Genomic DNA, 12,001 nt, shown 5'->3' with positions numbered 1-12,001 from the left:
TATGAGTCTTGACACCGTCCTCGTGGCGGTCGGGGAGACCGACGAGGACCGAATCGACGCACTGGCACGGACGGCGGCGGACATCGCGGGGCCGGCGGGCGCGACGGTGAAACTCGCCCACGTCTTCTCGAAGGAGGGCTACCGGGAGACACGACAGGCGCTCGACTTCGACCGTGACGCCGAGGTGACGCCCGACGTGGTGGCGAAACGCTACGTCACCATCCGCGAGTTGGGCGACGCGATGACCGACGCCGGCATCGAGTTCACCTACCACGGTGCGGTCGGGCAGGAGGGCGAGACCATCGTGCGGTTGGCCGAGGAGTTCGAGGCGGACCTCGTCGTCGTCGGCGGCCGCAAACGCTCGCCGACCGGCAAGGCGGTCTTCGGGTCGACCGCACAGGAGGTCATCCTGAACGCGCCCTGCCCGGTGACGTTCGTCAGGGGGGAGTGACTCGGTCAGTCGTCGGCGGCCGTCGCCCGTTCGTGTGGCCACCGCTCCCGAGTGTAGGCCATCTCCCAGAACGCGTGTTCGAGTTCGGCGCTTCGACGGAACGCGGTCTCCATCTCCGGTTTCAGTGACGGGTGGGCGGTCGCACACCGGTCGACCAGCGCCCGCATCCACGCGACCGACTCGCGGAACGCCTCGCTCGTGTACTTCTCGACGAACGGCGTGTATCGGTGGTCCTCGTCGGCGAGTGTGGCCATGTGCTCGGCCACGTCGAGGTAGCCCTGTCCGCAGGGGAAGACGGCCGCCGCCCCGACGGCGAACGGTCGCTCTCGGGCCGTTCGGAGGAGGTAGTTCGTGTACGCCTCGCAGGTCGGGGTCTTCTCCGTCGCCGCGAGGTCCTCGGGCGTGAGACCGTAGTCGGCCGCGAACGAACGGTGCAGGTCCAGCTCTTCGGAGAGCACGGCGTCGGCGACGCCGAAACAGCGGCCCATCGTCGTCTCGTCTCTCGTGTGCGTCCCGAGGACGGCGAACGTCCGGGCGTAGTCGAGCAGGTACCGGTAGTCCTGCGCTAACCAGACCCGAAACGCGGACTCGTCGAGACTGCCGGCGGCCAGTTCCCGCACGAACGGGTGGTCGTACTGCGCGCTCCAGAGCGGTTCGCCGACGTCGAGCAGGTGGTCACTGAACGCCATTGGCGCTCGAAGGGAGCGGCGTCGCCGCAATATAACTGGCGAATACAACTTGGTTGTCGATGGTGGAGGGGACGGGGGGAGTGTCGCCTCAGTCGACCAGTGCCGCGTCCAGCAGTTCTAGGGGGTGGCGAATCTCGTAGCCGGTGCCGTGTTCCATCTGCATCGCGCAGGTCGGACACTCCGTCATGCCCGTCTCGCCCTCGACGGACTCCATGTGGTCGAACATCTCCTCGCCGATAGCCATCGAGGTGTCGTACTTCTCGCTCTTCCAGCCGTAGGTGCCCGAGATGCCCGAGCAGGAGTCGCCGACGTCGTCCACCGCGACGCCCTCCAGGTCGCCGAACAGTTCGACCGCCTGTCGGTCCAGCCCCTGGTTGCGGGCGTGACACGGCGCGTGGTACGCGAGGTCCGGGAACTCCACCGCCGAGTCGGCGACGTCCTCGCGGACGGACTCGTGGATACGGAGGTACTCCAGGGCCTCGTAGGTGTGCGCCGAGACCGTCTCGGTGCCCTCGAACTCGAACAGTTCGGGGTACTCCTGGCGGAGCGCCATCGAACAGGAGGTACACGAGCAGACGACGTCGTAGCCGTCCTCCACGAGCGCGTGGAACGTCTCGACGTTGAACTTCGCGGCGCGGCGGGCGTCGTCGAGCATCCCGTTGGCGAACATCGGCGTGCCCGAGCAGCGCTGGTCGGGCACCGCCACCTCGTAGCCGTACTGTTCGAACACCCGGACCATCGCCTGGGCGACCTCGGGCGTGTTGAAGTTCGAGTAGTCGCCGTGGAAGTACGCGACGCGCTTCTCGTCGTCGACCTCGCAGTCGTCGCGCTCGGCCCGGGTCTCGCGGGCGCGCCGCCGAGACCCCTCGTCGCCGCCCCGTTCGTCCCACCACTCGACGAACGTCTGTTCGGCGAACTCGGGGAACTCGCGTTCGCTCGTGATGCCGAACACGCGGTCGTTGACGAGTTGCGTGAGCCGCGACCCCATCACGACGTTCGTCAGACGAGGGACCTTCGAGCCGAGTCGGGCGAGCAGGCCGTAGTTCGAGAGCACGCGATTCCGCCAGTACTTCAGCGACGTCTTGCTGACGTGCTCTTCGACGTACTCGGCGCGGGCGGTGTTGTGCATCTGACTCAGCGGCACCCCGGAGGGACACGCCGAGTCACAGCGCATGCAGTTCGAACACTCCATCACCGAGGGGTCGATGTCCTCGTCGCCCTGTCGCTTGAGTCGCCACTGCTCGGGTCCCTGGAACTTCGGGCCGGGGAACGAGTCGTCGACTTCGGCGACCGGACAGGACGTATCACACGACGAGCACTTGTAACAGGAGTCCGCGCCGGGGCGGAGGTCGGACTCACCGGGGGCGAGCGACCCCTGTTCGCCGAACACGTACGTCCAGTCGTCGTCCGGTGCGCTGCCTGTCGGGTCGTCTACGTCGGTGTCGGATGGTGAACTCATGAAACCTCCTCGCCGGCCAGTCGCCCGGCCGTGAAACCAGTCGCCAGCGAGACGCCGCTGGCCGACTTCTCCGCCGCCACGTCCGCCCCGCCGACGACGCCGCCCGCCGCCCGCAGGTTCTCGTACTCCACGTCCTCGCTCGCGTCCAGCGGCCGCCCGTCGGCGTCGATACGGACGCCGAACCGCGCGAACGCGTGGTCGCCGTACGCCCCCTCGACCGACCAGTCGTACCGGTCTGCCGGGTGGGGCACGTGACAGTCGAACACCCGCTCGCGGACGCTCTCGCGGTTCGACGCGATGCCCTTGCCCACGAGGCCGCCCGTCGCCAGCACGTACTGCTCGGCGGCGTAGGGGACCGCCGTGTGGGTCCGTTCGACCGTCACCTCGGTGACCCGCTCGCCGTCGGTCGTCACGTCGACGACCGGGTTGCCCGTCTCGATGCCGACGCCGGCGTCGTCCATCGCGGCGTACAACTGGTCGGCCAGTCGCGTGCCGGGCAGGGAGGGCGGCCCCATCGGCACCTCGAAGGCGTCGGCACCGAGGCGCTGGCTCAGTTCGGCACGGACCTCGTCGTGTGCCTCGTGGCCGAGCAGTGCCGGGAAGCCGACCCGCTCGGCCCCCGAGAGGTGGGATTTGACGCGCTCGACCAGCGCCGTCCGGGCGTCGACGCGGCCGCCGTCGACCGGGACCGCCTCGTCGAGCAGGTCCGCGTAGCGCGTGACGGCGGCGTCCGCACGCAGGTTCCCCGGGAAGTCGAGTGTCACACCGTGGACCGCGAACGGGACGCCGACCCGTTCGAGGTGGGCGGCCGCCCGCGGCGCGTCGAAGTCCGGGAGCGTCTCGAAGCCGACGAGCAGCATGGGACGGTCGTCGCTCGCCAGTCCCGGCGCGACCGACTCCGGGTACCGGGCGGTCGGTTTCACCGTCCCGCCGTGGGTCGGGACCAGCGCGTTCGCGTCGGTGTGGCTACCCTCGTAGCCCGTCACGGTGCCGTCGAACAGGTCGAACCCGGACCGGAGCGCGTCCGCCCCGAGCGTCCGGTAGGGGTGCCCGTCGGACAGTCGCTCGACGGCTTCGTACGGGTCGCTGACGAGCGTCCCGTCGAGCGCCCCGAGCGCGTCGACGACGCCGGACGCCTGTCGGAGCGTGCTCTCCTTGTGCGAGACGAGTCTGACCCGAACCCCGGTGTCGGCGGCGGCGAGCGCGGCGGTGACGCCCGCGAGGCCGCCACCGACGACGAGGACGTCGTCCTCAATCGCCACCGGTCGTCCCTCCGTCGCTCCCCTCGTCGCGCCGACCACCGTCCGTGACCGCTCCGTCGGCGGCCGACCGCTCGCCGGCGTCGAACGCTCCCCAGTCGACGTCGTCGTCCACGGGGTCGGCGTCGCGGTTCATCGTCGTCGCCTGGAGGGTGTACTTCAGTGCGGCCTGTGAGAGTTGTTCGCCCCACAGCGCGTGGCGTTCGCCCTTCCAGCGCTCCTCGACGAGTTCCGTCAGCGCGTCGTCGACCGTCGGTTCGTCGTGTGTGGGGTGGAGTTCGCCCGCGATGCGGTGTGAGCAGAACCCGCCCTGACAGTTCCCCATCGACGCCCGCGTGCGGAGTCGGACCGCGTTGAGGTCCGTCCCGGCCTGGTCGATGGCGTCCCGGACCTCCGCCCGCGAGACGGCCTCGCAGGGACAGAGCACCGGGTTCGGGTCACACCGCGAGAGCACGCTCTCGGTGCGGGACCCGAGTCGCTGCGAGGAGCGACGCGCCACCGGCGACCGGAGGCCAAAGCGCTTCATCGCGTCGGCCAGAACGGTGAAATCCTCGCTGCCCGGCAGCGGTTCGTCGGCGGTCCGGCACGTCGTGGTCGTCCCGAACTGCGCACAGACGTGGTCGCTGATGGACTCGGCCATCAGCCGATACGTGGTGAGTTTCCCGCCGACGATGCTCGTCATGCCGGGCAGGTCGTCGCGTTCCTCGTGGTCGAGCAAGAAGAAGTCCCGCGTGATGTCGGTGGGGTCCTCGCTGCCGACCTCCGGCGGTTCGTACAGCGGGCGGACGCCCCAGAAGGAGCGAATCGTCCGGGCCTCCTGTAGCATCGGCACGAGTTCCGAGAGTTCGTCGATCATCAGGTCGACCTCCCAGCCCTCCTCTGGGTAGTCCTCGGGGTCGGAGACCTCCTCGTCGGTCGTGCCGAGGATACAGGCCGTCTCGTGAGGGACGATGATGTCGGCGTCCCCCTTCGGCCGACAGCGGTTGACGACGGTGTCGACCTGTCGAGTGTTCATGACGGTCATCACACCCTTCGAGGGACGGACCTCGATGTCCACGCCGGCGAGGTCACCGATGCGGCCGGCCCACGCGCCCGTCGCGTTGACGACGTGGTCGGTCTCGATGCGCTCGGTGCCGCCCGGTGAGCCGTGGACGCGCTTTCCCGGCCCCGAGTCGTGGCGAACCTCCAGGCCGGTCACCTCGCCGCCCTCGACGAGCACGTCGGTCACCTCGGCGTGGGTCTCGACGCGTGCGCCGTGGCGTTCGGCGTCGAGCGCGTTCGAGACACAGAGTCTGAAGGGGTCGATGGCGGCGTCCGGAACCCAGATGGCCCTGTCGACGTCCTCGGCGAGGTGCGGTTCCATCTCGCGGGCCTCCGCCCCCGAGAGCACCTCGACGGGGATGTCGCAGTCCCGACAGCCCTGGAGCTTCTCCTCGAAGTACTCCTCGGCGTCCTCGGGACGTTTGACGAACAGGCCGCCGGTCTCCTCGACGCAGTGTGTGGCGACCTCCCGGAGCACGTAGTTCTCCTCGACGCACTCGCGGGCGGACTTCTGGTCGGAGACGGCGTAGCGACCACCGGAGTGGAGCAGGCCGTGCATCCGCCCGGTCGTGCCGTGGGTGAGGTTCCCCTTCTCGACGAGCGTCACGTCGAGGCCCCGCATGGCGAGGTCACGGGCGATGCCGGTGCCGGTCGACCCCCCACCGACGACCGTGATGTGTGGTACCGATGCCATTCCTGACGGTGCTTCGGGGTCCAGCCTCTTTGTTTCACCGATGGTGGCGTCGCGGCAGTAAATATATCGGTTCCTGGACCGTTCGCCCTCGTTTCGTCCCGACCCGCGGCCGTTCGACTCGCTCGGGTGTGACCACGTCCGGACGCGAAGTCCGTCGGTTCCTCCCGGAGAGTGGTCGGAAATCGGTACGTTCCTCGTGTCGGACCGGGTTCTCCTGGCCGTCCGTTCGTCTTAACATCGTTCGACCGTTCGACTCGTTCGAGTGTCGTTCTCCCCGCCATGCCGCCTCTCTCGGTTCCGGGGTCCGTTGGGAGCGGCCCGCTACGCTTTCTTTACCAAAGGTATGGGGGTCTGGGTAACAGTTATTGTTCTACATTACAGTTGTTAGCGAGACGACGGTGGCAGTGGGGCACATACCGTCGACGGAGAACACCATATGGAGGACACGTACATCGGCGCGATCGACCAGGGGACGACAGGAACACGGTTCATGGTCTTCGACCACGCCGGTCAGGTCGTCGCCAACGCTTACGAGAAACACGAACAGATCTACCCGGAACCCGGCTGGGTCGAACACGACCCCATCGAAATCTGGGAGAACACCCAGAGCGTCGTCCAGGCGGCGCTCGAACAGGGTGGCATCGACGCGACCCAACTCGAAGCTATCGGCATCACCAACCAGCGGGAGACGACGCTGGTCTGGGACGCCGAGACGGGCCGGCCGGTCCACAACGCGCTGGTCTGGCAGGACCGCCGGACGACCGACCGGGTCGAGGCGCTACAGGACCAGGACAAGGTCGAGTGGATCCGCGAGAAGACGGGTCTCGAAGCGGACGCGTACTTCTCGGCGACGAAGACCGAGTGGATACTCGACAACGCCGAACCGCTGAAGCTCTCGACGAGTCGAACCCAGGACCTCCGTGACCGGGCGGAGGCGGGGGAGTTGCTGATGGGGACCATCGACTCGTGGCTCATCTACAACCTGACGGGCAACCACATCACGGACGTCACGAACGCCTCGCGGACGATGCTGTACGACATCGAGGCACTCGACTGGGACGCCGAACTCCTCGAGGAGTTCGACGTCCCCGAGGCCATGCTTCCGGAGGTGCGGCCGTCCTCCGACGAGGAGTTCTACGGGACGACCGACCCCGACGGCTTCCTCGACGCGGAGGTGCCCATCGCGGGCGCACTCGGTGACCAGCAGGCCGCCCTGTTCGGCCAGACGTGCTTCGACGTCGGTGACGCGAAGAACACCTACGGGACCGGGTCGTTCTACCTGATGAACACCGGCAACGAGGCCGTCTCCTCGGACCACGGCCTGCTGACGACCATCGGCTTCCAGATGTCGGGTGAACCCGTCCAGTACGCGCTGGAGGGCTCTATCTTCGTCACCGGCGCGGCCATCGAGTGGCTCGAGGACGTCGACCTCATCAACAACGCCGCCCAGACCGCCGAACTCGCCCGCTCGGTCGATTCGACCGACGGCGTCTACATGGTCCCGGCGTTCACCGGTCTCGGCGCGCCCCACTGGGACGGCCGCGCCCGCGGGACCATCGTCGGGATGACCCGCGGGACGCGGAAGGCCCACATCGTCCGGGCGACGCTGGAGGCCATCGCCTACCAGACCCGCGACATCGCGGAGGCGATGGAGAACGACTCGGGCGTCGAGACGACGTCCCTGCGCGTCGACGGCGGGGCGGTGAAGAACAACTTCCTCTGCCAACTGCAGTCGGACATCATCCAGACGGACATCGCCCGCCCGGAGGTCGACGAGACGACGGCACTGGGGTCGGCGTACGCCGCCGGACTCGCCGTCGGCTACTGGGACACCATCGACGAACTCCGGGACAACTGGCAGGTCGACCGCGAGTTCGAACCGGAGATGACGGCCGACGACGCCGACAGGATGTACGCTCGGTGGGACGACGCCGTCGAACGCTCGCTGAACTGGGCGACCGAGGAGTGATGTATGCACGGACTCCTGCTACAGCTTCCGGTCGTCGGCGTCGAACTGGAGCAGTTCCTGCTCCTGTTCATCACGGCGCTCGCGGGCGGGGCGTTCGGGGCCGCGCTGGGGGCGCTCCCGGCGTTCGTCTTCACCGGGTTCGTCGTCTTCCTCGGTGAGGGGCTCTTCGTCCTCGAACAGAACCTCGGTGACGCGGGCGTCGCAACGAGTGGTAACATCGCCACGGGCGTCACGAGCGTCATCGGGTTCGGTGCTATCACCGGGCCGCACATCGCGTTCGCGGGGGGTGTCGCCGCGACGGCCTACGCCGGGAAGCGCTACCCCGAGATGGGCGGCGACGGCGAGGGCTACCACTTCGGCAAGGAGATCACCTACGCGTTCGGGACGAAACCCGACATCCTCGCCGTCGGTGCGGTGTTCGGCGTGCTCGGGATGCTCGTCCACCGGGTCGCGCTCAACTTCGGTACCCCGACCGACACCATCGCGCTGTCGGTGTTCCTGACGGCGATGCTCGCCCGCGTCGTCTTCGGCTACCCGCTCGTCGGCCGTGCCGCCGGGAACAGTCTCCTCGACATGTCGCCGTTCGAGCGCGGCGAGGAACGGGCGGTGACCGACGGCGGCGTCGGGCGAGTCAGACCCGCGACCGAACCGTGGCTCCCCCACCAGTACAAGTGGGCTGGCGTGACCGTCATCGGCCTCGTCGGCGGTATCATCGGGGGGTACATCTGGCTGCAGACGGGGAGCATCTTCATGGGCTACGCCATCTCGGCGATGAGCCTGCTGTTCCTCAACCTCGGGGTGGAGAAGATCCCCGTCACCCACCACATCACGCTGATGGGGTCGGCGGGTGCGGTGGTCGTCTCCGCGATGCTCGGGAGTCCCATCGTCACGCTGCTCGCGGCCGGCGCGTTCGGGGTCCTCAGCGGACTCCTCGGGGAGGTGACCCAGCGAATCTTCTACTCGCACTCGGGCACCCACGTCGACCCGCCCGCGATGGCTATCGTGCTCGTGATGCTCCTGCTCGGCGTGCTCGCCCTCCTGGGCGTGATTCCGAACGCGGGGTACCTCTGAGGACGAGCACCACCCTATGCAGACGCTCTCACCGCTGTCGTCCGGGTTCGACGCCCGACCCCCGGACAGCGAGCACCGACCCGCCCTCGGTTCGCCGACCGCGATTCTTTTGCCGGTCTCGGACGAACCGACGGTCACGGAAACGGACGTGAAGGGATGGACTTAGACGAGCGAATCGAGCGGCGACAGCGCCGGGACGACGGCCCACGGCTGCTTCGAGACCTCGAATCGCTGTCGCCGGTCGCCCACGTCGAGGACCCCTCGGACAGGGGGCCGGTGTTCGAGCGACTGCTCGACCACCTCGACCCGGTGTTCGACGGGAACCTCCCGCCGAACGCGTATCTCCACGGCCCGTTCGGCTGTGGGAAATCGGCCGTCGTCACGGCGCTGTTCTCGCGGCTGGGACGACTCCCGACGGAGACCCGGTCGGTCATCCACACGAGCACCAGGGCGGCCGAACCCACGTCGCCGGGGTTCGTCTACGTCGACATGCGGACGGCGACGAGCGAGTTCGCCTTCTACCGCAACGTCCTCAACGCGCTCGTCGAAGAGCCGATTCCGCGACACGGCATCAGCACCGACGAGGTGCGCGCCCGCCTCCATCGACGACTCGGAACCTCGCGTACCGGCGTCGTCGTCGCCGTCGACCACGTGACCGGGCCGGGGAGCGTCGACACCGACGAACTGGTCGACCTGTTCGCCGGCCTCCCGAGCAACGTGAGTTGGCTCGGTATCGGTCGAGCACCCCCGGCCGAGACGCAGTTGGTCGAGTACACGGCGAGCACCATCGCAGTCGACCGCTACCGGCGGCAACCGCTCGTGGACGTGCTGATGCAACGGTCCTCGCTGGGCCTCGCTCCACAGGCGCTCGAACACACACTGGCCCGGCGCATCGCCGAGTGGGCCGACGGAAACGCCCACGACGCACTGGCGGTCCTGTTCATCGCGGCCACGCACGCCGACGCGGCGAACAGAACCCGACTCACCGAACACGACGTCACCGAAGCGACGACGGAGATGCCCAGTCCCTCCATCTCGCTGGGCCGCGTGCTGGCGTTACCCCCGAACGAACGACTCGTCCTCCGGCGACTCGCGGAACTACGCCCCGAAGAGCGCGTCTCGGTCGGCCGAACGACGGAGGCCATCACCGCCGACCCGGCGGTCGACCTCTCGCCGGGGACGGTGAAACGGTTCCTCTACGAACTGGCCGAGGACGGCGTCGTCGAACGGGTCCGGGTCGAGGGGAGCGACGGCCGCGGCCGCCCGCCGAGTCGTATCGAGTTCCCGTTCCCGCCGACCGTCTTCCGGCGACTGTACGACCTCCGACAGTGACCGTGCCGCCGACGGCGGGTTCGATACCGATACCGCGTTCAGCGGCACCGCTCGGTTCTTCGAGGCCCTCGCTCTGCGAGCGCCTCGCTACTCCCCGAACGTGAAGAGCCGAAGCTGACAGGAGGGACACGCCAGCACGTCGTCGGGTGCCGACAGCGGCGTCGTGTACCCACCACAGCACGTCGCCGTCGTGCTCTCGACGACCGGCGTCCCACAGTCCGGACACGTCGAGAGGAACATCCGGAGCGGACCGGCGGCCTGCCGCGCCACGTCCGCCGAGACGACGCCGTCGAGCGCCCGGACCGCGGCGAGTTCCGCGACGGCGACGGGACGCGAGAGCCACGTCTCCTCGGGGGTCCCGTCCCCGAGGACGACCCACTCGTCGTCGATGCCCTCGACGACCGTCGCGGGCCGGTCGGGGACGACGCCGCCGACCGAGGCCGCGAGCGCCTCGGTGTCGCGGTCGGCCAGCGGAGTCATCTCCGCACGCCACGCCTCCTCGAACGTGGGGGTGAGTCGGATGCCGTCGTCGTCGGCTTCGACCGCTCCGGCGTCGAGGAGCACGCTCAGCGTCTCCTCGCCGTCGAGACCGGCGTCGGCCCCGAGCGTGCCGGGTGCCTCGGGGCCGTCGCTCCCCTCGGGGGCGGTGCGATACTGCGTCTCGGTGTGGAACCAGTCGTCGGGGAGCGGCGAGGCGGCGACCAGTCGTGGGGCGAACGCGGGCGTGTAGGGGACGACGTAGCCTCGAAGCCAGACGAGCACGCCCCCGAGGACGGCGACGACGAGTCCCAACCCGCGGCGACGCCGGGCGACGAGGAAGGCGGTGGCGAGGACCGCGACACCGTTGACGAGCGTACACGGCCAGCACCGCCGGTCCCCGGTGTGTTCGGGGCGGCGGATGGCATCGAGCGACGACATGGGGAGCGGTTTCACGCCGACCGGGATGAGCGTTCCGCCGTGTGGCACCTGCCGTCGCGCCCGCCGGTAGGGCTTTGCGCCGGACGTGCGTGGACGTCCGTATGACCGACGTGGAGATGGAGTACACCCGACTCGGCTCGACCGGGTTGGAGGTCTCGCGGCTCTGTCTGGGCTGTATGAACTTCGGGAGCGGCGCACCGTGGATGCTGAACGACGAGGCGGCGAGCCACGAGGTGCTCGACCACGCCCTCGACGCGGGTATCAACTTCCTCGACACCGCGAACGTCTACTCGCGCGGCGAGAGCGAGCGCATCGTCGGCGACGCTCTCGCCGACCGTGACCGCTCGGAACTCGTCGTGGCGACGAAGGTGTTCTTCGGGATGGGCGACGGCCCGAACCGGTCGGGTCTCTCCCGAAAACACGTTCTCGACCAGTTTCGGGCCTCGCTGGACCGCCTCGGCCTGGACTACGTCGACCTCTACCAGATCCATCGCTACGACGACGACGTGCCGCTCGACGAGACCCTGACGGCCCTCGACTGGCTGGTCGAGGAGGGACTCGTCCGGTACGTCGGCGCGAGCACGATGCCCGCCTGGAAGTTCACGCGGGCGCTCTACCGCGCGGACGCCGAGAACCTCGAACGGTTCGTCTCGATGCAACCGGAGTACAACGCCGTCGACCGCCACGAGGAGGCGAACGTCCTGCCCGCGTGTGCGGACGAGGGTGTCGGCGTCATCCCGTGGTCGCCGCTCGCCGGCGGCTTCCTCAGCGGGAAGTACGAGCGCGACGAGGCCCCCGAGGAGGGGCGAGCGGCCGACGATGAGTACACGAGAGAGCGGTTCACCGACGAGAACTGGGCGGTCCTCGACGAGATTCGGGCCGTCGCCGAGGAGCGAGCGGCGACGCCCGCACAGGTGTCCGTCGCGTGGCTGTTGCAGAAGGACGTCGTCACCGCCCCCATCGTCGGGCCGAAGTCCGTCGACCACCTGGACGACAACCTCGGTGCGCTCGACGTGTCGCTGTCGGAGGCCGACGTCTCGCGTATCGAGGCTCCCATCACGCCACGGTGGCCCGCGCCGGGGAAGGACAGCTGAGGCGGCGGAGTTTAACGTTCCTGG

The 12,001-nt window shown here is 68.7% G+C and carries 10 protein-coding genes; 5 read left to right on the top strand and 5 right to left on the bottom strand.

The window, feature by feature from the left end; genetic code table 11:
* The first annotated feature begins 1 nt into the window (after nt 1).
* Nucleotides 2–451, top strand: coding sequence for a universal stress protein (locus GQS65_RS17620; RefSeq protein ID WP_158205941.1), 450 nt, complete (start codon nt 2–4; stop codon nt 449–451).
* 5 nt (nt 452–456) lie between these two features.
* Here the strand turns inward: GQS65_RS17620 and tenA are convergent, their stop codons facing one another.
* From tenA to glpA, 4 genes are all read right to left on the bottom strand, one after another.
* The gene (tenA, locus tag GQS65_RS17615; protein WP_158205940.1) at nt 457–1,140 is read right to left on the bottom strand and encodes a thiaminase II; all 684 of its coding nucleotides are present in this window, start codon (nt 1,138–1,140) and stop codon (nt 457–459) included.
* Between the two features lie 88 nt (nt 1,141–1,228).
* Nucleotides 1,229–2,599 carry an anaerobic glycerol-3-phosphate dehydrogenase subunit C gene (locus tag GQS65_RS17610; protein WP_158205939.1) on the bottom strand — a complete coding sequence of 457 codons (1,371 nt, stop codon included), beginning with the start codon at nt 2,597–2,599 and terminating at the stop codon, nt 1,229–1,231.
* Complete coding sequence (gene glpB, locus GQS65_RS17605; protein ID WP_368280306.1) at nt 2,596–3,861, bottom strand: glycerol-3-phosphate dehydrogenase subunit GlpB; 1,266 nt, start codon at nt 3,859–3,861, stop codon at nt 2,596–2,598. The genes GQS65_RS17610 and glpB overlap by 4 nt, the downstream gene beginning before the upstream one ends.
* A complete protein-coding gene (glpA, locus tag GQS65_RS17600) occupies nt 3,851–5,593 on the bottom strand; it encodes an anaerobic glycerol-3-phosphate dehydrogenase subunit GlpA (protein ID WP_158205938.1) in 1,743 nt (580 codons plus the stop codon). The genes glpB and glpA overlap by 11 nt, the downstream gene beginning before the upstream one ends.
* Before the next feature lie 436 nt (nt 5,594–6,029).
* Between glpA and glpK the strand changes: the two genes are divergently transcribed.
* The 3 genes from glpK to GQS65_RS17585 all read left to right on the top strand — a co-directional run bounded on the left by glpK (nt 6,030) and on the right by GQS65_RS17585 (nt 9,965).
* Nucleotides 6,030–7,562 carry a glycerol kinase GlpK gene (gene glpK, locus GQS65_RS17595; RefSeq protein WP_158205937.1) on the top strand — a complete coding sequence of 511 codons (1,533 nt, stop codon included), beginning with the start codon at nt 6,030–6,032 and terminating at the stop codon, nt 7,560–7,562.
* 3 nt (nt 7,563–7,565) lie between these two features.
* Entirely contained in the window at nt 7,566–8,633 is a 1,068-nt protein-coding gene (locus GQS65_RS17590) for a hypothetical protein (RefSeq protein WP_158205936.1), read from the top strand.
* 156 nt (nt 8,634–8,789) lie between these two features.
* Entirely contained in the window at nt 8,790–9,965 is a 1,176-nt protein-coding gene (locus GQS65_RS17585) for a Cdc6/Cdc18 family protein (RefSeq protein WP_158205935.1), read from the top strand.
* Nucleotides 9,966–10,052: 87 nt separating this feature from the next.
* Here GQS65_RS17585 and GQS65_RS17580 read toward each other — a convergent pair whose 3' ends face one another.
* Nucleotides 10,053–10,883: a hypothetical protein gene (locus GQS65_RS17580; protein ID WP_158205934.1), complete on the bottom strand. Its 831-nt coding sequence runs from the start codon at nt 10,881–10,883 to the stop codon at nt 10,053–10,055.
* 101 nt (nt 10,884–10,984) lie between these two features.
* Here GQS65_RS17580 and GQS65_RS17575 point away from each other — a divergent pair, with 101 nt between their 5' ends.
* Nucleotides 10,985–11,977: an aldo/keto reductase gene (locus tag GQS65_RS17575; protein ID WP_158205933.1), complete on the top strand. Its 993-nt coding sequence runs from the start codon at nt 10,985–10,987 to the stop codon at nt 11,975–11,977.
* Nucleotides 11,978–12,001: the final 24 nt, after the last annotated feature.

The organism is Halomarina oriensis, assembly GCF_009791395.1.
Lineage (GTDB): Archaea > Halobacteriota > Halobacteria > Halobacteriales > Haloarculaceae > Halomarina > Halomarina oriensis.
Note: the sequence above shows the minus strand (reverse complement) of the source record. Positions and strands in the feature narration are given on the sequence as shown.

What these genes read in the sequence shown, in the direction of transcription:
- GQS65_RS17590 (WP_158205936.1), top strand. Translation starts at nt 7,566, where the DNA reads ATGCACGGACTCCTGCTACAGCTTCCGGTCGTCGGCGTCGAACTGGAG.
- GQS65_RS17580 (WP_158205934.1), bottom strand. Translation starts at nt 10,883, where the DNA reads ATGTCGTCGCTCGATGCCATCCGCCGCCCCGAACACACCGGGGACCGG.
- tenA (WP_158205940.1), bottom strand. Translation starts at nt 1,140, where the DNA reads ATGGCGTTCAGTGACCACCTGCTCGACGTCGGCGAACCGCTCTGGAGC.
- GQS65_RS17585 (WP_158205935.1), top strand. Translation starts at nt 8,790, where the DNA reads ATGGACTTAGACGAGCGAATCGAGCGGCGACAGCGCCGGGACGACGGC.
- GQS65_RS17610 (WP_158205939.1), bottom strand. Translation starts at nt 2,599, where the DNA reads ATGAGTTCACCATCCGACACCGACGTAGACGACCCGACAGGCAGCGCA.
- GQS65_RS17575 (WP_158205933.1), top strand. Translation starts at nt 10,985, where the DNA reads ATGACCGACGTGGAGATGGAGTACACCCGACTCGGCTCGACCGGGTTG.
- GQS65_RS17620 (WP_158205941.1), top strand. Translation starts at nt 2, where the DNA reads ATGAGTCTTGACACCGTCCTCGTGGCGGTCGGGGAGACCGACGAGGAC.
- glpA (WP_158205938.1), bottom strand. Translation starts at nt 5,593, where the DNA reads ATGGCATCGGTACCACACATCACGGTCGTCGGTGGGGGGTCGACCGGC.
- glpK (WP_158205937.1), top strand. Translation starts at nt 6,030, where the DNA reads ATGGAGGACACGTACATCGGCGCGATCGACCAGGGGACGACAGGAACA.